The sequence below is a fragment of the Micromonospora globbae genome (genome assembly GCF_003610785.1).
In the GTDB taxonomy this organism is placed as follows: Bacteria; Actinomycetota; Actinomycetes; order Mycobacteriales; family Micromonosporaceae; genus Micromonospora; species Micromonospora globbae.
In genome coordinates this window covers 47,378-65,697 of record NZ_RAQQ01000028.1, presented here as the reverse complement: position 1 = coordinate 65,697, position 18,320 = coordinate 47,378, and the positions used below count along the sequence as shown (strand labels likewise).

The window sequence follows — 18,320 nt, the reverse complement described above, 5'->3', positions numbered from 1 at the left end:
GCAGCTCGACCACGGCCGCCAGCGTGCGCCGTTGATGCTCGACCTCCGTCCGCCCCGTCCGGGCCAGGTCCCCGGTAGGCCGGCCAGTCCGCGTGACGATGCTGGACGAAGAGCTGTGTTGAGGTGGCGTGGTCGTGGAGGTACCGAGGCAAGCCGCATGTGGTCCCGAGCCAAAGGGAGACCCTGACCTGAATCGCATGGGAGTCGGTGCTCGTGTGACACCTAGTTCAGCGGCGCACTGCCCCTGGCAGGCATCGGATCACCGTCTCCTGCCAGGGACGACGACTGGACCGGTGCGTCGTCCGGCATGCCACCGGTCTGTGTGGGATGGGAGACGAGGATCACCGGCAGGATCGCGGCTACGGCGATACCGCTGATAGCGGCGAGTGCGGCGACAAGGTTCTGATCGCCAGCATGGAGGATCCAGGTGATGATGGCGAGCCCCACGGCGGTCCCGATCTGCAGGGCGGTGGAGGCCGTGGCCGACGCTATGCCGGCGTGCGCGGGAGGGATGCCGGTGGTCGCGGCCGCGAACATCGCGGGGAAGACCAGGCCCATGCCGAGTCCGGCCAGCAGAATCCCAGGCGCCAGCGCGGGGTAGCGGGCATCGATGGCGGCGGCCATGAGGCCGGTTCCCGCCGCCCCCGTGACCAGCCCGGTGACCAGCACGACACGAATTCCGAAGCGCAGCATGAGTCGTTCGCCGGTGATGTTGCCGGCGGCGATCGCGCCGGTGGGCAGGAGAAAGGCGAGGCCGGCTTCCAACGCGGTCATGCCCAGACCGTCGCGGAGGTGGATCGTCAGGACATAGGGGACGGATTGCAGGCTGATGCCGTAAAGCGTGATCAACAGCAGGGCTCCGCGTAGCGACCGGTGAGAGAACAGCGCGAGGGGCAGCAGCGGGTTGCTGTTTGTGGCCTCGGCCCGGAAGAACAGGAGCGCGAGGGCAAGCGTAATGGCGGTGCACGCCAGTACCCACGCCCAGGAGGCATCTGGTTCGGACGCTTCGGTGATGCTCAGCACGAGCAGGACGGCGGCTGCCGTACCTGTGCAGGCACCCGTCACGTCGAATCCACCGCGGCGGGTAGGGGCAGTGTCCCGGGAGAACAGGGCCGGTGCGCCGGCGAGGGCGATCGCTGTGAGCGGCACGTTGACGAGGAACACACCGCGCCAGCTGATCTCGGCGAGCACGCCGCCGAGGAGTGCCCCGAGACTCAGTCCGCTGGCGCCGGAGGCGGCCCAGATGGTCATGGCTCGGCTTCGCCGGCGGCCGGGCGGGAACGTCGACGTGACCAGCGCGAGTGTCGAGGGGAACAACGCCGCGGCGCCGAGTCCCTGCACCCCCCGGGCGGCGAGCAGCACCGCAGGCCCGGTCGCGGCAGCGCCGGCGAGCGAGGCGACGAGGAACAACGCCATCCCCAGCTGAAACACCCGCCGCCTGCCGAGCAGGTCGCTGAGCCGTCCGAACAGCAGCAGGAATCCGCCGAAAACGAGCGCGTACGCGCTGACCACCCACTGCACCTGCCGGTCGGTGAAGGTCAGCTCCCGTTGGATGTCCGGCAGCGCGACGTAGACGATCGTGAAGTCCAGGCCGGTGATCAGCGATGACAGGCCCAACAAGCCCATCCCGGCCCGGGCTCGGCTCGATGACTGCATCAGCCCCCCAAGGGAAGATAGTAAGCAGTTGGTGACGATCACCAACTGTATACTTCTTCCTCGTGGCCAGGAACCGTCGAATCGCCCGCGCGGAGCGTGATCCTGATCTCGGCATGCTCGCGGCCAGACTCCTGTGGCCACTGGAGGAGGAATTGTTCGCCCGGCTGGCGGACTGCGGCCATGGCCTGGTGCGCCCCCGCCACGGCGCGCTGCTCGCCTACCTGGACGAGACGGGAGTACGGCCGACGGAACTAGCCCGACTGACCGCTCAACACAAGCAGGTCGTCGGTCGCGTCCTCGACGAGCTGGAGGAACTCGGGTACGTGGAACGGCGGCCCGACCCCACCGACCGCCGCAGCAAACTTGTCCTGCTCACCGAGCGAGGCCGCGACGAGCAGGCGCACGCGGACCGCATCCTCGCCGACATCGAGGCCCGCTACGCGGCGAAGATCGGACCGGAGCGGTACGAACAGTTCCGCAACCTGCTACGAGAACTGGTACAACCGGCACACCAACCCGCCCCTCGATCACCTGGCCACGGCTCTGAGGAGTAGCGCGCCCTCGCCGCCGGCCACTACCTGGCCGTGGTGCTCTCGCGGGAGCCGTGGCTCACCCCGGCCGCGGTGCCCTGGTACGCCATGTTGGATGACATGCCGTCTGGGCCGCCAGGCCGGCATTGTGGTGGCATTCAGGCTGTGGCGGCGGCAGTGACGGTCGCAGCATCGTGCCTGATCCGGCCGGTTTGTTGACCGTGCTTGCGCCGCGTACCGCGTCCCCACTGCCGGCACAGGGGCACGAGACGCCGTGAAGCATCGTCAACCAGCCACCAGGACGGCAGGCGGTGAGGATAATCCCTCGTCATGCCGAAATCCGTCCGGTGATACTTCCAACCCATGAAGCCTGACGGTTCCAGCCGGCAGATCCCTGAAAACCCAGCATTGCGACGAGTCCTGGAACGCTATGGCCCGGAGCTGGTGGACCTGCTGGCCGACGGCATGTCGGGTAGCGATCTGACCACCCTGCTGCTCGAGGTGTTCCGGCGCCGTGCGGACCGGCTCTCGCCAGCAGAGGTGATGCGACGCTACCGCAACGATCGGTTCGTGGCGCCGGCACCGATCAGCTTCACCGCACTCCGCCGCGCCGAAGACGCGTTGATCTCCGCGTTGCCCGACAACGTCGACATTCTCGTGCTCGCCCCCGTCCTACCTCTGGCAGCCCATTCCGCCGTGGCGACCGTCGACCCGCGCAAGGTGATAGCGACGGTTCGCGGCAGCGAGGTTGCCGCGGACCCGACGAACGCTCTGGCCCTGGAGGCGTCCGTGCGACGTGCCCAGGCATTGGCCGCAGATCCTCGGTCAGACGTGCTGGTGCGGCTGGCGGCCAGTCAGCGGGTGACCCGTGCACAGCACTTCAACGGCCCTGGGATGCTGGCCCACTTCCAGATATTCGGCCTGGTGACCGCCGGGCGGGATACCGGCAACCGCTCCTTCGAACACCGGCAGCTCGCCGAACATCTGCGGTTCGCTACCCGGGCGCTGGCCGCGGCCGGGGTCCACCGCATACGGATCCAGCTCACCTGCCTGGAGGACGCGAGCCGCCCGATCATCGAACGGGTGCGTGCCGAACTCGCCGGGCTCCCAGGCGTTGCCGTTCACGAGGACCCCGACCGAACGACCGGACGCGGCTACTACACGGGCATCTGCTTCAAGGTCTACGCAGCTGCGGAAGACCAACACTGGGAAGTCGCCGACGGCGGCTTCGTCGACTGGAGCCAACTCCTGACCGGCAACCGTAAGGAACGCCTTCTGATCAGCGGCTTCGGTGTCGACCGACTCACCGAAGCCCTGACATCGCCCCCATACACGGCCCAACCCTCACCGCGCTGATTCACCCCGGGCGGACCCGGCTGACCGCTTGTGTTACCGGTTGCGTCACTCCATGCCCGCAGGTACGAGCACATGTTCTCAATGGCTGGGTGATGGCCCCTCGCGTGCGACCACGGTGATCGTTCACGCGGCGGGGGACTGCCCTGCACACCCGAGGTAGGGGTTGTCCCCGGACCAGCACGATCGGCACCGCCGATCCCGGCGTCACCTCTCCAAATCCGCGTTGTCGTCGTGCTGGCGCGCGTCTACGGTGCAGTGATGATCTCGCGACAGTTGGCGGTGGCTTTCGACGCGCACGATCCGGCGCGTCTGGCGCAGTTCTGGGCCGGGATGCTCGGCCGGAAGGTCCTCGAGGACGCCGGTGGTGTGCTCCTGCCTGGCGACGACACCCAACTCGGCCTGCGGTTCGTCGCGAGCAGCGCCGAGCAGGTGGGGCCGAACCGCCGCATGCACCTTCACCTGACCAGCGCCAGCCAGGCCGACCAGCAGCACACGGTGGCGACGGCGCTCGGACTCGGCGCCAGCCACCTGGATGTCGGGCAGCGCCCCGAGGAGGGGCACGTTGTCCTGGCTGATCCCGAGGGTAACGAGTTCTGCGTGATCGAGCCGGGCAACACCTTCCTCGCCGGCTGCGGCTTGCTCGGGGAACTGGCCTGCGATGGCACCCGGGAGGTCGGCCTCTTCTGGAGCGAGGCGCTGGGCTGGCCGCTGATCTGGGACCAGAACGAGGAGACTGCGATCCAGTCACCGCACGGCGGCACAAAGGTGGCGTGGGGAGGCCCGCCCGTGGCCCCGAAGACGGTGAGGAACCGGCAGCGCTTCGACCTCGCCCCGGTCGATGGCGACCAGCAAGCGGAGGTCGACCGGCTCGTCTCCCTCGGCGCCACCCGGCTCGATGTCGATGCGGACGGTGCCGTCGTGCTGGCCGATCCCGACGGCAACGAGTTCTGCGTGCGAGGGAAATGATCACAGCGTGGCCGGGTCGCCCCATTGACCAGGGCCATCGCGGAGATTACAGGTATCAGGAAGGGCGGCGACCGGCAGGCCATCGAGGCCAACCGCCAGCTCGGCGATCCACGCGCCGGTCCGCCGACCCGCGCCGCACCTGACGCGGTCGGCTGCTTGGAGACGAAGCGACCCGTCGGACTTGTGGCTGATCCACCGGGCCGGGCGGTTCCGAGGAATGCCCCTTGACGGGGCCTCGGCCGCCTCCGGCATGGATTTCTGCGGCTACCACGCTCAGCCCACCGCCGAAGCGAACGGGTTGGGCAGGTCGAAGTCGGCACAGACAAGGTCCTGGTCGATGACCGCGCCGGCGACGGTGCCGCTGGCCGCTGCGGTGACCACCGCAGCCAGCGGCATGGGTACGGTGGCCCGCCGCGCCATGTCACCTGCCGCGTACACGCCCCGCACGCTCGTCTGTCCGAACTCGTTCACCTCGACAGACCCATCGGCGAGGAAGGCGCAGCCGAGGCGAACGGCCAGATCGGAGCGCTGACGCGGCACATTGACGACGAACACCGCGTCCCTGGCCAGTGCCGGGCCGCTCTCGAACACGATCTGTTCCAGCTGGGCGCCCGTCCCCTCCACGCGGGCGATGGCTTCGCAGCGCACGGCGACGCCGTTCGACTCGAGCTTCAGGCGCGACGCGGGGTCGAGCGGTTCACCGTCGGTGCAGAGCACGACGTCGGCGGCGAAGCGGCTCAGTTGCAGTGCCAGTCGTACGCGGGCCGGTTCTGCGCCGATCACCGCGACCGGCTTGCCCGTGCATTCATAGCCGTGGCAATAGGGACAGTGGAAGGCGGAACGGCCCCACAATGCTTCGATCCCGCGCGGCTTGGGAAGCTCGTCGGCCAGGCCGGTGGCCAACAGGAGCCGGCGTGCCTGTGCCGTACCGCCGTCGGACAGGTCCAGGCGGAAGCCGCCGTCGTCGAGAACGTAGGCCGCCGCACACGTACCGGTCCGTATCCGAACCGCCGGGTACGCGGCCAGTTCCTCGCGTCCAAGCTTGCGCAACTGGTCAGGTGGTGTGCCATCGCGGGTCAGGAGATTGTGCACCTTCTCTGCTGGGGCGTTGCGCCCCTCCTCGGCATCGAGCAGGAGCACCGAGCGGTGGGCCCGCCCCAGGGTGAGGGCGGCGGCCATGCCGGCTGGGCCTCCGCCGACGATGACAGCGTCGAACATGGGTGCCTCCAGAGAGGGTGATCGCTTGACGTGGAGGCCAGTTTGCAAGTTAATGTCAACATGAAGTCAAGCGGTTCCATGCGGATCGGAGAGCTCGCCGAACAGTTCGGTCTCGCACCGCATGTACTGCGGCACTGGGAGACGATGGGCCTGATTGCTCCCGCCGCCAGGGTGAACGGCCGCCGCCGCTACACCCGCGACCATGTCATCCGGGTCATGACGATCATTCGCGCCAAAGCGGCAGGGATGAGCCTGGAGCAGATCCGGGAGGTACTCAACGTCTCCGGCCAAGCCGAGCGCCAGGCACTTCTCCAGCGGCACCACGTGGCGCTAGAGCGTCGGCTCGAGGAGATATCGGCGTCCAAGTCGCTGATCGAGCACCTGATGCGGTGCAGCGCGGACGACTTCACCCAATGCCCCGACTACCAGCGCATGGTAGAGACGGGGGCCGGATTCCAGGATCCGCACGAGGGCGCGTGTGTGATCTGAAGGCCCCTTCCTCGCCGAGCAGCATGAATGAACCGAAGGCCGCGGAACGCGATCTCTCCGAAGTTGAGCGAGACCGCGCCGACCCGCACCAACGCTTGCCCCGCGGTTTGCACTGGGTCGGGCACGGCGCCGAGCCGGAGGCGGTGCGGGCCGGCGCGATCGTAGATCAAGGCTTGCGTCGTCCGCTCCTGCCTCACGAGACAGCGTCGCGTGGGCCCGCTACGGGAAGCGGGGCCCACGCGACGGGTGACGGGGAAGGGGATCGGCCGGTCAGCCGTTCGTGCCGGCGCGGGCCGGCGCACCTGAGCTCAGGTTCGGCAGCAGGAAGTCGCGCAGGGCGGAGTCGGCCTCGGCGAGCACCGTCGCGACCGCGTCGGCCTTCGGCTCCTCGGGAATGGTGTCGTGGACGAACTGAACTGCGACGTCGGTGATCCCGCAGTAATTGGAGATCCCGACCCGGAGTTGCCTCTCCAGCATCTCGTCCAACCCATGCCTGGCGTAGGACCTGGCGGACTCGCCGGCCAGGCCCAGCCACAACATGCGCTTCTCGGCGAGACGCGGGCTGCTGCGGCCGTACGCGAAGCCGTAGTTCCACACCCGGTCGACCCAGCCCTTCAAGATGGCGGGCAGCCCGTACCACCAGACCGGGAACACCACGACGATCAGATCGGCCGCATCGACCCGTCGCATGTGTGCACGCACCTCGGCGGAGTAGACCTTCTCGCGATCTGCCCAGTCCGGCTCATCCGCGACGGTCATCCGTGGGTCGAAGCCCTCGACGTGCAGATCGAGCAGATCCACGGAGAAGCCCTCCGCCTCGAGGCCGACGCGGGCACGGCCGGCGACCTGCGCGGTGAGAGAGTCGCCGCGCGGGTGGGCGACGACCAGCAGAGCAGTGGACACCTCGACGGACCTCCGTTTCTGGCGATGTCAGCCGGGTCAGGAGGCGAGGCGGACGAGCATCTTGCCAGTGTTGGCGCCGCCCAGCACACCGAAGAAGGCGGCCGGGGCCTGCTCGATGCCCTCGAGCACCGTCTCCTCGGTGTGCAGGGTGCCGTCGGCGAGCCAGCCCGCCGCCTTACCGATGTACTCGGGGAAGCGGTGGAAGTGGTCGCTGACCAACACGCCACGCAGGGTGAGCCGCTTCGTGGCAGCCGCGTAGATGTTGCTGGGGCCGGGCAGGGGCTCGGTGGCGTTGTAGCCGCTGATCATGCCGACCAGGGCGATCCTGCCGTGCACCTTCATGGCGTCCAGGGCGGCCCCGAGGTGGTCGCCGCCGACGTTGTCGACGTACACGTCGATGCCCTCGGGCGCCGCCGCTGCGAGCTGCTCGGTCAGCGAGCCGGCCCGGTAGTCGACGGCGGCGTCGAAGCCGAAGTCCTCGACCAGCTTCTTGCCCTTCTCCGGCCCGCCCGCCGAGCCGATCACTCGGGCCGCGCCGAACTTGCGGGCGAGCTGCCCGGCGACGCTGCCGACTGCGCCGGCGGCCGCGGAGACGAACACCACGTCGCCCTGCCTCACCGGGGCGATCTCGGTGACGGCCAGGTACGCGGTCAGGCCCGTCGTCCCCAGCGCACCCAGGTAGTCCTGCGGACGGGCGATACCGGTGTCGACGACGGTCGCCTCGGCGGCGTCCAACACCGCGTGCTCCCGCCAGCCCAAGAAGTGCGACACCGTCGCGCCGACCGGGATGCTCGCAACGTTGGAGGCGACCACCTCGCCGATCGCGCTGCCTTCCAACGCCTTGCCGATCTCGAACGGCGGCATGTACGACTCGGCGTCGTCCATCCGGCCCCGCATGTACGGGTCGACCGACATCCAGGTGTTGCGGACCAGGATCTGCCCGTCGCGGGGTTGCGGCACCGCGACCTCGACCAGCTCGAAGTTCTCCGGTCCAGGCTCACCGACCGGGCGGGAGGCGAGCCGGATCTCACGGCTGGCCATCGTGCTGTCACTCATATCCAAGCCCCTTCGTGAATGGGTCGTTTCGTTGACGGCCCCCACTCTGCGTCGGGCCACTTCAGGTTTTCCGTAGGTTCGCTGCAGGTGCGCCGTACGCCACCCACAGCCGGCCACGATCGGCACCACGCTGCTCGGATAGCCTGGCGTCATGCGCTTCGGGGTGCTCGGCCCGCTGGCCGTCTGGACGGGCGACGGCAGGCCCGTGCGGATCCCCGAGCTGAAGGTCCGCGCGCTGCTGGCCGACCTGCTCGCGCACGAGGGACGTGCCGTGTCGTCCGACCGGCTGATCGACGACCTGTGGACCGAGCAGCTGCCACGCAATCCCATCAACGCGCTGCAGACGAGGGTGTCCCAGCTGCGCCGCGCCTTGGACAGCGTCGAACCGGGTACCCGCCAGTTGGTGGTTTCGCAACCACCTGGCTATCTCCTCCGGGTCGACTCCGCGGCGACGGACGTCGGCCAATTCCAGGCCCTCACCGCGCAGGCCCGCACTACAGACGATCTTCGGGTGCGAGCGGACCTGCTGGCCGACGCGCTGGCGCTGTGGCGTGGACCGGCGTACGCCGACTTCGCCGACGAACAGTTCGTCCGCCCGGTAGCCGCCCGGCTCGACGAGGAGCGGCTGCTCGCGCTGGAAGAGCACGCGGAGGTACGGCTGGAGCTCGGCGAGCACAACCAGCTGGTGGCGGAACTCGGTGACCTGGTGGCGCGCCACCCGCTGCGGGAACGGCTCCGCGCCGTCCACCTGCGCGCCCTCTACCGAGCGGGCAGACAGAGTGAGGCGTTGGCGGGCTACGCCGAGCTGCGTGAGCACCTGGCCGACCAACTCGGCCTGGATCCCAGCCCGCCGCTCGTGGCTCTGCACGAGGCGATCCTCAAACACGATCCGGCACTGGACTCGATGGCTCCCACCACCACCGCCGCGCGGCACCGCACCAACCTGCCCGCGGCCCTGACCAACCTTGTCGGGCGGGCGGAGGCGGTGGTCGGGGTACGCGAGCTCCTGGAGTCAGGGCGTCTCGTCACGCTCACCGGCCCGGGCGGAGTGGGCAAGACCCAGCTCGCCCTCGAGGTCGCCCGCGCCGTCAGCGTCACCTTTCCCGACGGCGCAAGGCTGGTGGAACTCGCCGGTCTCGATCGGGCTTCCGGCAACTCCCGAGCAGCGGTAGCCGATGTCGTGGCAGCCGTCCTCGACATCCGCGACGACGTGACCTCGCACGTGGCCGGCGACCCGCTCGAACAGCTCACCGGCGCACTACAGCCCAAGCGTCTGCTTCTCGTCCTCGACAACTGTGAACACGTCGTGGAGCCGGTCGCCGCGCTGGCCGAGGCGCTGTTGCGTGCGGCACCGGATGTGCGCATCCTCGCCACCAGCCAGGAGCCGCTGGCCATCGCCGGTGAACAGCTGTGGACCGTACCGCCATTGGCACTTCCCCCTCCGTCCGTGGAGCCGGCGGACATGGGTCGCTTCAGCGCTGTGGAACTCTTCGTGACCCGCGCCGCCGCCGCGGCGCCGGGCTTCACGCTCGGCCCCGACAACGCCGCCGCGGTCACCGCGATCTGCCGCCGCCTGGACGGCATCCCGCTCGCGCTGGAACTGGCCGCCACCCGGGTACGTGCACTCGGCGTGCACGAACTGGCCGCCCGCCTCGACGACCGGTTCCGCGTGTTGGTATCGGGCAGGCGCGGCGGGCCGGCCCGCCAGCAGACACTCCGCGCGATGATCGACTGGAGCTGGGAGCTGCTGTCCGAGCCCGAACGTGTGATCCTGCGCAGGCTCGCCGTACACGCCGACGGTTGCACGCTGGCAGCGGCCGAGCAGGTCGGCGCCGAGGTCGGGATCGACGTCCTCGCCCTGCTGGCCCGCCTGGTGGACCGTTCGCTCGTGAGCATGGTGGACGGTATGGATGGCCCCCGATACTGGCTACTGGAGTCGGTCAGGGACTACTGCGTCGAACGCCTCCACCAGGCGGGTGAGCACGACGAGATCCGTCGACGGCACCTGCGCTACTACACGCACCTTGCCGAACGGGCCCAGCCGCACCTCCACGGTCCCGGTCAACGGCGGTGGCTGGAGTGTCTCGACCGTGAGCGTGCCAACCTACGTACGGCGCTCGAAACAGCGGTGCGCTCGGCGGACGCCGACAGCGCCACGCGGCTGGTCAGCGCGCTGGCCTGGTACTGGGTCCTGCGCGGTCGCCTCACCGAGGCCTGTCGGTCGCTGGATCTGGTGTTGGGCATCCGTGCCGACCCTCGAACCGCCGCCTGGCGAGCGGGCATGGCACTCATGCTCAACGCCGGTGCCGACCCGGCCGCACACACGGAGGGCGCATCGTACGAATCGATCGCCGACCCGCGGGCACGGGCGAGGGCCCAATGGTTCCTGGCGTACGCCCGGCGTGGTTTCACCGACCTCGCCGGCACCTCCGACCTCCTCGACCAGGCGCTGAAGAGCTTCCGCGACCTCGACGACGACTGGGGCACAGCCGCCGCGTTGAGCCTGCGGGCCACGATCAGCCGGGCCCGGGGCGAACTGACCGACGCGCAGCGCGACGCGATGGAGAGCCAGGCGCGCTTTCGTGAACTCGGCGACCGCTGGGGTCAGGTGAAAGCCACCAACACACTCGCCGAACTCGCCGAGATCAGGGGCGACTATTCGCAGGCCGCGCACCTGCACCGCGAGGGCGTACGGATGGCCGAGGAGCTGTCCCTCTGGGGCGAGATGTCGTTCAGGCTTTCCGGACTCGGCCGGATCGCCCTGCTCACCGGAGACTTCACCGCCGCCGACGAGTTCCACGAACGGGCGATGCGGATCGCAGCCGGGCAGTACAACAAGGTCGCCGAGCACTTCGCAGAGGTAGGGCTGGCGTTGAGCGCCCGCCGGCAGGGCAGGTACGAGCTGGTCGAAGACCGCCTCGCCAAATGGGTGGACTGGCTGCGGGGCGTCGACGGAGAACCCGGCCTGGCGCTGGTCCTGGCCGAGCTGGGCTTCGCCGCGGAGCAGAGCGGCGACGCCGAATCCGCGCTACACCTCCACGAGCAAAGCCTCGTCTCCGCGCGCAAGATCGGCGATCCCCGGGCCGTCGCTCTGGCCATCGAGGGCCTGGCGGGGGCACATTCCCTCGCCGGGAACGCAGCGCACGCCGCACACCTACTGGTCACGGCCACGGCACTACGCGAGTCGGTCGGCGCCCCACTGCCGCGCGGCGAACGAGGCGACGTGGACCGCATCATCGCCAGGCTACGGGAAGCCCTCGGTGATGAGATGTTCGCCGCCATGAACGAACAGAACCCGCCACCAGACCCCACGGGTCGCGCTGCGCCAACGCTCTCGCCGTAACGGACCAGCGGAGACCCGCAAACGCGCACCCGACATGACTGCAGCCGCCACCGCGCTCACCATCGCTGCCCGTCGGCCTGCCCAACACGACGAATACCGGCTGGATCGTCGGCTGCCCCCGCGGATCACCCGCCTCAGAACGTATGTCTGTCGCCCGTGAGGCCGGCGTCGCTCACGGTCACCGTGGCAGCGTTCAGCACGGCCCGGAGCGGGGCATGTGGGAACCCGTCGCCCGTGCCGGTATCCGGCCCCAGTCGGGTGCTGTAGAAGGGTTCGCCGTCGCGAGCGTCCTCGTCCTGATGGGCCCACAGGTTGCCGACCTCGTCCCGTTGCCAGACGACGTTCGCACCCCGGAAGTCGGCGCGTTCGAGCCAGTCGGCGCCGCTCGGCCAGTAGCCCTCCCATTGCGGAGGGCGTAACGCGGCGTATGCCTCGTCAACGGCGGCGACGGCCTGGTCCACGTCGTCATCGTCGAAGACGGCGGCGAATCGGCACAGCAGGGCCAACGGAGTGCCGGGGTGCGGCAGCCGTGGATCCCTCGTGGCGATCGCCCGGCAGATCAGGTCGAGTTCCGTCCAGCGCAACGCGTGCGGGTGCCAGTGCGCGAGGTCGTCCCACCCGAGCTCGACCGGCTCCGGCGAGTCAGGGGTGGCGATGAGCAGACTGTAGGAGTCGGCCGAGGCGTCCATACTCAGTACGACATGGTGGCCACTGCCGACCTCGAATGTCACGTCAAGCGACGAGTCGTCGAGATCCTCATCCGCGTCATCATCCAGCAGGCCTTCGAGGTCACCGAGCCGATCCGCGCCAGGTCCCTCCTCGTGGGCGAAGGTGTAGCGCGCCCAGAAGACGGGATCGTGCAATGACTCCTGCAACACCGATGGAATCGCCACCAAGAGAACTATAGGGACCACACAAGCGGCGTCCCGAACGGGGCAGCGGCGCGGTGGCCTTCCCCGGGGCCTCGTTGCCGTTTCCGGGATCACCCTCGTCCTCGGCGTCGACCCTCCAGGCTGCGGTCGATGCGGTGCTGCGCCGCGCCCGCGACGAGGCTGTCACGGTGGCGCTGGACCCCCAACCTGCGTCCGCGCCGCATCGAGATTGACGGACCGCTAACCCGTAGTGTGGAATCTACTTCCACAATGTGGCAGACAAGGTTGAGGGGTGGAAGGTGATGGCCCCGACACGGATCACGTCAGTCGACTGCTTCGTCCTCAAGCTCTCGAACGATGAGCGGTACCTCGGCCCCACCAACGAGCCTGCGAACCCGACACCACCGGCCGGCTACGCCGTACGTCCCCCGTGGCGCAGCATCTACTCACCGCGCTTCGAGACACTGCTCGTCCGCTTGACCACCGACTCGGGCGTCAGCGGGTGGGGCGAGGCCCTCGCGCCGGTCGCTCCCGAGGTCCCCGCCGAGGTGGTGCGCCGGCTGCTCGCACCGGCCCTGATCGGCGCCGATCCACGGCACGTGCGGCCGATCGGCGTGCGGCTGCGGGACCTGATGCGCGAACGCGGGCACCTGGGCGGGCACCAGGCCGACGCCATCGCCGCCGTCGACATCGCCCTGTGGGACCTGGCCGGCCGGCTGGCCGGACTGCCGGTGCACGAGCTGCTCGGCGGGGCATTCCGCGAGCACGTCCCGACGTACGTCTCCGGGCTGCCCCGTCCGGACGACGCCCAGCGCGCCGCCCTGGCCGCCGAGTGGGCGGCGAAGGGAGTCGAGCGGATCAAGCTGCATCTCGGCAAGGGAGTCGCGGCGGACCTGGCCACCGTGGACGCCGTGCGCGCCGCCGCACCGCAGGTGCGGCTCGCGGTCGACGCGCACTGGACCTACGACCTGGCCGCCGCGACCCGGCTGGCGCGCGGCCTCACCGCCCGCGGCGGGATCGAGTTCCTGGAGGCGCCGCTGGCGCCGGAGGACCTGGCCGGTCACGCCGACCTCGCCCGCCGCACGGACCTGCCGGTCGCCGTCGGCGAGGCGATGCGCCACCGGTACGACGTCCTGCCCTGGCTGCGGCAGCGCGCCGTCGGCCTGGTGCAGCCCGACGTCGCCAGGACCGGCATCACCGAGGCGATGGCGATCGCCGAGCTGGCCGCGGCGCATCACGTGCCCACCGCGCCGCACCACTCGGTGGCGCTCGGTGTCGCACTCGCCGCAGGGCTGCATGTCAGCGCGGCGGTCGAGCACCTGAGTTGTTTCGAGTACCAACCCACGACGACGGAGGTCGGGCAGCGGATCCTCACCGCGCCGCTGCCGGGCGGTCCGGACGGTTTCGCCGTACCGACCGGCCCCGGCCTCGGCGTCGAGGTGGATCTTGCCACTGTCAGCGCACTCGCGGAGGAACGTTGAGCACCCTCGCACCCCGGGCCCGCGTACGCGGGCTGATCCCCATCCTCGCCACCCCGTTCGACGACGCCGGCGCGTTGGACGTACCGAGCCTGCGCCGGCTGGTGGAGTTCCAGCTCGCGGCCGGCGTCGACGGACTCGCCGTCTTCGGCATGGCCAGCGAGGGGTTCGCACTCACCGCCGCCGAGCGCGCCACGATCCTGGCCGAAACCCGGGCGATCGCCGGCCCCGACGTGCCGCTCGTCGCCGGGATCAACGGCACCAGCACGGCCACCGCCGTCGAGCTGGCGCTGGCGGCCCGCGACGGCGGCGCGGACGCCCTGATGGTGCTGCCTCCCTACCTGGCCAAGCCCGCCGGCAACCAGCTCGTCGACTTCTACGGCACGCTCGCCGAGACCAGCGGACTACACGTGATGGTGCAGGATGCCCCGGCCACGACCGGGGTGACGATGCCGGTCCCGCTGATCGTGCAGCTGAGCAAGCTGCCCGGGGTCGAGTCGGTGAAGGTGGAGACCCAACCCACCGCACCCAAGGTGGGGGAGGTGGTGACCGCCACCGACGGCGACTTCGACGTCCTCGGCGGCCAGAACGCCTTCTTCGTGCTCGAGGAGTACGCCCGCGGCGCCGTCGGCACGATGCCCGCCTGCGAGTTCACCGACGTGCTCGCGCCGATCCTGGCCGACTGGCGCGCCGGCCGGCAGGAGGCGGCGCACGCCGGGTTCAACCATCTGCTGCCGCTGGTCCGGTTCGGACTGCAACCCCGCCTGGCGTGGGCCGTGCACAAGGAGGTGCTGGTGCGCCGGGGCATCATCGACTCCGCCTTCGTCCGCGACCCGGCCCTGCCGCTGGACGCCGGCAGCCGCGCCGCGCTGGACGCGATCCTGGCGCACACCCCCCTGCCGGCCTGGCGATCGTGAGAGGCTGACGATCATGACGAAGATCGTTTCGGTGGACGTCTTTCCCCTGGCGATACCTCGGGCAGATGGCGCAGCGCGGGCGTACGCCACCCAGCCGCCCTGGCCCAGCGTGTACGGCAACCACCGGGAGACCCTCGTGGTCCGGCTGACCGCGGACGACGGCACGACCGGCTGGGGCGAGGCGCTTGCTCCGGTCGCACCCGAGGTACCCGGCGAGATCGTCCGCCGGCTGTTGGCGCCGGTGCTCGTCGGCGCGGACCCCCGTCGGGTGCGCCCGCTTCGTCACCAGCTCGGCGACCTGATGCGCGAGCGCGGTCACCTCGGCGGCCACCAGGCCGACGCGATCGCGGCGGTGGACATCGCGCTGTGGGACCTCGCTGGCAAGCTCGCCGGCCGTCCCGTTGTCGAGCTGCTCGGCGGCGCCTTCCACGACACGGTCCCGACGTACGTGTCCGGGCTGCCCGGCCGCGCGGACGCCGACCGGGTCGCTCAGGCCCGGGACTGGGTGGCCCGCGGGGTCCGTCGGATCAAGGTGGGTCTCGGCCACGGCGTCGACGCGGACCTGGCGACCGTGTCGGCGCTGCGCGAGGTCCACCCCGACCTGCGGGTGGCCGTGGACGTACACGGCGTCTACGCACTGCCCGACGCGGTGCGGCTCGGCCGCGGCCTGGACGACCGGGACGCCTGGTTCTTCGAGATGCCGCTGGCCTTCGAGGACGTCGCCGGTCACGCGGACCTTGCCGCGCGCATCGACGTGCCGGTGGCGCTGGGGGAGAGCCTGCGGCACCGCTGGGAGTTCGCGCCGTTCGTGACGGCCCGGGCGGTGGGCCTGCTGCAACCGGACATCGGCCGCACCGGCATCACCGAGGGACTGGCGATCGCCCAGTACGCCGAGACGCACCACCTGGGCGTGGCCCCGCACCACTCGGCCGGGCTCGGGCTCGCCCTCGCCGCCGGTCTGCACGTCGCCGCCGCCTGCGCCAACCTGGTCGCCTTCGAGTGGCATCCGACCCTGTTCAACCTGGTCAACACGATCCTCACCGTGCCGATCGAGGCGACGCCGACCGGGATCCCGCTGCCCACCGGGCCCGGGCTGGGGGTGTCGGTGGACCCCGAGGCGGTCGCCCGGTACAGCACGTGGACGACGCGATGAGGCGTGTCCTGCTGATCGGCGCGTCGACCCCGATCGGCCGGGCCGTCGCGGCCCGCTTCGCCGCCGCCGGGGACCGGGTCGTCGGTTACGGTCTGGAACCCGCCGGCGAGCCGAGCCTGCTGGCCGACCTGACCGGCGATTGTGCGACCGCGGACGGCGCCGCCGCCGCGGTCGAGACGGCACGGGACCGGTTGGGCGGGCTGGACGTGCTGGTCGCCGCCGCCGGGGCGATGCCCATCGCCCCGGCCCACGCCACCAGCGACGCGCAGTGGCGTGCCGCCCTGGCCGGCTGCCTGGACACCCTCTTCTTTCCGCTGCGCGCGGCGCTGCCGCTGCTGGCGCCCGGTGCCGCGGTGGTCGCCGTCTCCTCGGTCAACGCGTTCCTGGCCGCCCCCTGGGTGGCCGCGTACGCCGCCGCCAAGGGGGCGGTGGAGGCCCTGGTACGCCAGGTCGCGCTGGACTACGGCGCGCGGGGGATCCGGGTCAACGCGGTGGCGCCGGGCATGGTCGGCGGCGAGCGGCTGCCCGACGCCGCCGGCGGTTACCCGATCGGGCGGACGCTGCGCCCGGACGAGGTCGCCGCCGCGGTGCACTTCCTCGCCTCCGAGGCCGCCAGCGGCATCACCGGCGTGGTGCTGCCGGTCGACGGGGGACTGTCGATCGCCTCACCGGCCGCGTTCGTGCGGGCGGACCTGCGCAAGCGCCTGGCCGAGCTGGCCCCGTGACCAGCAAGGACGTGCCGGTCGGCGGGCGGTTCGCCCGCCTCTACCGGCTGCTGGACTGGCCGCCCCGGCTGGCCGGGCTGAACCTGTTGTGGCTGGCCGGGGTGCTCGCCGGGGGAGTGGTCGCCGGCCTGTCCCCGGCCACCGTCGCGCTCTTCGCGCTGGTGCGCGACTACCAGCGGGGCCGGCATCCGCGGCCGTGGCGCGACTTCTGGCGGCACTGGCGGGCGGAGTTCGCACGCGCGCAGCTCCGGCTGGGCCTCCCGCTGCTGACCGTGTGGGTGTTCGCGTTCTACCTGCTCGCCGCGCGAGGCACCCCGCTCGCCGCCGCGGTGGCCGTGCTCGCTGTGGTGTATCTGGCGGTGTTGGCCTACCTGCCCGCGGTGCTGGCGCACTTCGACGTGCCGGCCACCGCCGCGTGGCGGATCGCCGCGCTGACGGCCGCGAAAGCTCCGCTGTGGACGGTTGGGTTGGGGGCGACGGTGGCCGTGCTTGTCGCGGCGATGCTCGTCGCCGTGCCGGTCGCCGTCCCGTTCTTCCTGCCCAGCGTGCCGGCGGCACTGATCACGCTGGTCGCCGCGCGAATCTTCGACGTGCTCCCGGCACCTGTCACCAGAGCAGGGGAAGCCGAATGAGCGCGCCTCTTCGTCGGTTCGCCAGCTCACTGGCCGGCGTCGCCGCTCGCTACGGCCGGATTCCCGACTCGACCGCGATCTGGACGCTGGCCGCACCGGCGGTGGTATGACACGACCGCGCGCCGCTCCCTGCCGGGGAGCGGCGCGCGGCGCCGGGTGCTGGCCGTGGGACGGGCGGTGGGATGGGCCGCCCGGGCTCAGCCGACGGCCGACAGCGGCGCGGCGGTGGCGTGGTAGCCGAGCCCGGTGGAGATCTGGTCGGCGTACTCGATGACCTTCATGGCGAGTTCGTCCTGGCGGCGGGGCAGATCCATCGCCGACAGCGGGCCGGAGACCGACAGGGCCGCCACGACCTTTCCGGAGCGGTCCCGGATCGGGGCGGCCAGGCAGGCCCGGCCGAAGGCCAGCTCCTCCAGTTCGGTGGCGTAGCCGCGGCCGCGTCCTTCGGTGATCGCGGCGAGCAGGCCGTCCAGGTCGGCGATGGTCCTCGGGGTGTACGCCGGGTACTGGCTGCCGATCAGGGATCGGATCTCGTCGGCGGTCAGATCCGACAGCAGCGCCTTGCCCAGGGCGGTGGCGTGCAGCGGGCCGCCACGACCGACCAGGGTGAACGAGCGCGGCGCGAGCCGCCCTTCGAAGTTGCACAGGTAGAACAGTTCGGTGTCGTGGCGTTCGGCGACGTTCGCGCCGAGGCCCAACTCCTGGGCGAGGGTCTGGGCGACCTGCCGGGCCTGCCGGTGCACCGTCGACTGGTTGAGGGCGACGCCCGCCAGGGCGACCACCGTGGGCCCGATGCGGTAGAGGCCGCTGCGCTGGTCGTGGGTGACGAAGCCGAGCGCCTCGAGCGTCCCGACCAGCCGGGAGACGGTCGACTGTCCCAGCCCGGTGAGCTGGACCAGTTCGGACACACGCCGCTCCGGGTGCTCCTCGGTGAACGCGCGCAGCAGCGACAGGGCGCGCTCGACACTCTGCGTGCCGCCGCCGACTTCGCGGGTGGTGGAGCGTGGCATTCCGCCCATCCTCAGA

Annotated in this window: 16 protein-coding genes; 10 read left to right on the top strand and 6 right to left on the bottom strand. The window is 70.7% G+C overall.

Annotated elements, in window-relative coordinates; genetic code table 11:
* Positions 1-222: 222 nt before the first annotated feature.
* Complete coding sequence (locus D7I43_RS28410; protein WP_120331658.1) at positions 223-1,698, bottom strand: MFS transporter; 1,476 nt, start codon at positions 1,696-1,698, stop codon at positions 223-225.
* A 20-nt stretch (positions 1,699-1,718) separates the two neighbouring features.
* Between D7I43_RS28410 and D7I43_RS28405 the strand changes: the two genes are divergently transcribed.
* The 3 genes from D7I43_RS28405 to D7I43_RS28390 all read left to right on the top strand — a co-directional run bounded on the left by D7I43_RS28405 (position 1,719) and on the right by D7I43_RS28390 (position 4,508).
* Complete coding sequence (locus D7I43_RS28405) at positions 1,719-2,210, top strand: MarR family winged helix-turn-helix transcriptional regulator (protein WP_275670860.1); 492 nt, start codon at positions 1,719-1,721, stop codon at positions 2,208-2,210.
* 339 nt (positions 2,211-2,549) lie between these two features.
* The gene (locus D7I43_RS28400) at positions 2,550-3,542 is read left to right on the top strand and encodes a hypothetical protein (RefSeq protein WP_120331656.1); all 993 of its coding nucleotides are present in this window, start codon (positions 2,550-2,552) and stop codon (positions 3,540-3,542) included.
* Positions 3,543-3,800: 258 nt separating this feature from the next.
* Complete coding sequence (locus tag D7I43_RS28390; RefSeq protein ID WP_158610170.1) at positions 3,801-4,508, top strand: VOC family protein; 708 nt, start codon at positions 3,801-3,803, stop codon at positions 4,506-4,508.
* A 273-nt stretch (positions 4,509-4,781) separates the two neighbouring features.
* Here D7I43_RS28390 and D7I43_RS28385 read toward each other — a convergent pair whose 3' ends face one another.
* On the bottom strand, positions 4,782-5,726 hold the full coding sequence (locus D7I43_RS28385) for an NAD(P)/FAD-dependent oxidoreductase (protein ID WP_120331653.1): 945 nt from the start codon (positions 5,724-5,726) through the stop codon (positions 4,782-4,784).
* A gap of 30 nt (positions 5,727-5,756) precedes the next feature.
* On the opposite strand from D7I43_RS28385, the gene D7I43_RS28380 reads away from it, so the two are divergent.
* Positions 5,757-6,215: a helix-turn-helix domain-containing protein gene (locus D7I43_RS28380; protein ID WP_204985308.1), complete on the top strand. Its 459-nt coding sequence runs from the start codon at positions 5,757-5,759 to the stop codon at positions 6,213-6,215.
* A gap of 270 nt (positions 6,216-6,485) precedes the next feature.
* On the opposite strand, the gene D7I43_RS28375 is transcribed toward D7I43_RS28380, so the two are convergent.
* Positions 6,486-7,118, bottom strand: coding sequence for an NAD(P)H oxidoreductase (locus D7I43_RS28375; RefSeq protein ID WP_120331651.1), 633 nt, complete (start codon positions 7,116-7,118; stop codon positions 6,486-6,488).
* 36 nt (positions 7,119-7,154) lie between these two features.
* The gene (locus D7I43_RS28370; protein WP_120331650.1) at positions 7,155-8,174 is read right to left on the bottom strand and encodes an NADP-dependent oxidoreductase; all 1,020 of its coding nucleotides are present in this window, start codon (positions 8,172-8,174) and stop codon (positions 7,155-7,157) included.
* Between the two features lie 151 nt (positions 8,175-8,325).
* On the opposite strand from D7I43_RS28370, the gene D7I43_RS28365 reads away from it, so the two are divergent.
* Positions 8,326-11,517, top strand: coding sequence for an AfsR/SARP family transcriptional regulator (locus D7I43_RS28365; protein ID WP_120331649.1), 3,192 nt, complete (start codon positions 8,326-8,328; stop codon positions 11,515-11,517).
* Positions 11,518-11,651: 134 nt separating this feature from the next.
* Here the strand turns inward: D7I43_RS28365 and D7I43_RS28360 are convergent, their stop codons facing one another.
* Positions 11,652-12,410: a hypothetical protein gene (locus tag D7I43_RS28360; RefSeq protein WP_120331672.1), complete on the bottom strand. Its 759-nt coding sequence runs from the start codon at positions 12,408-12,410 to the stop codon at positions 11,652-11,654.
* Between the two features lie 281 nt (positions 12,411-12,691).
* Here D7I43_RS28360 and D7I43_RS28355 point away from each other — a divergent pair, with 281 nt between their 5' ends.
* From D7I43_RS28355 to D7I43_RS28335, 5 genes are read left to right on the top strand one after another with little or no spacing between them, the layout of a single operon-like run.
* Positions 12,692-13,870, top strand: coding sequence for a mandelate racemase/muconate lactonizing enzyme family protein (locus D7I43_RS28355; protein ID WP_120331648.1), 1,179 nt, complete (start codon positions 12,692-12,694; stop codon positions 13,868-13,870).
* Complete coding sequence (locus D7I43_RS28350) at positions 13,867-14,784, top strand: dihydrodipicolinate synthase family protein (protein ID WP_120331647.1); 918 nt, start codon at positions 13,867-13,869, stop codon at positions 14,782-14,784. Before D7I43_RS28355 ends, D7I43_RS28350 begins: the two co-directional genes overlap by 4 nt.
* A 13-nt stretch (positions 14,785-14,797) precedes the next feature.
* Positions 14,798-15,937: a mandelate racemase/muconate lactonizing enzyme family protein gene (locus tag D7I43_RS28345; RefSeq protein ID WP_120331646.1), complete on the top strand. Its 1,140-nt coding sequence runs from the start codon at positions 14,798-14,800 to the stop codon at positions 15,935-15,937.
* Complete coding sequence (locus tag D7I43_RS28340) at positions 15,934-16,662, top strand: SDR family NAD(P)-dependent oxidoreductase (RefSeq protein ID WP_120331671.1); 729 nt, start codon at positions 15,934-15,936, stop codon at positions 16,660-16,662. Before D7I43_RS28345 ends, D7I43_RS28340 begins: the two co-directional genes overlap by 4 nt.
* On the top strand, positions 16,659-17,294 hold the full coding sequence (locus D7I43_RS28335; RefSeq protein WP_120331645.1) for a YesL family protein: 636 nt from the start codon (positions 16,659-16,661) through the stop codon (positions 17,292-17,294). The genes D7I43_RS28340 and D7I43_RS28335 overlap by 4 nt, the downstream gene beginning before the upstream one ends.
* Positions 17,295-17,491: 197 nt before the next feature.
* Here the strand turns inward: D7I43_RS28335 and D7I43_RS28330 are convergent, their stop codons facing one another.
* Positions 17,492-18,304 carry an IclR family transcriptional regulator gene (locus D7I43_RS28330; RefSeq protein WP_120331644.1) on the bottom strand — a complete coding sequence of 271 codons (813 nt, stop codon included), beginning with the start codon at positions 18,302-18,304 and terminating at the stop codon, positions 17,492-17,494.
* Positions 18,305-18,320: the final 16 nt, after the last annotated feature.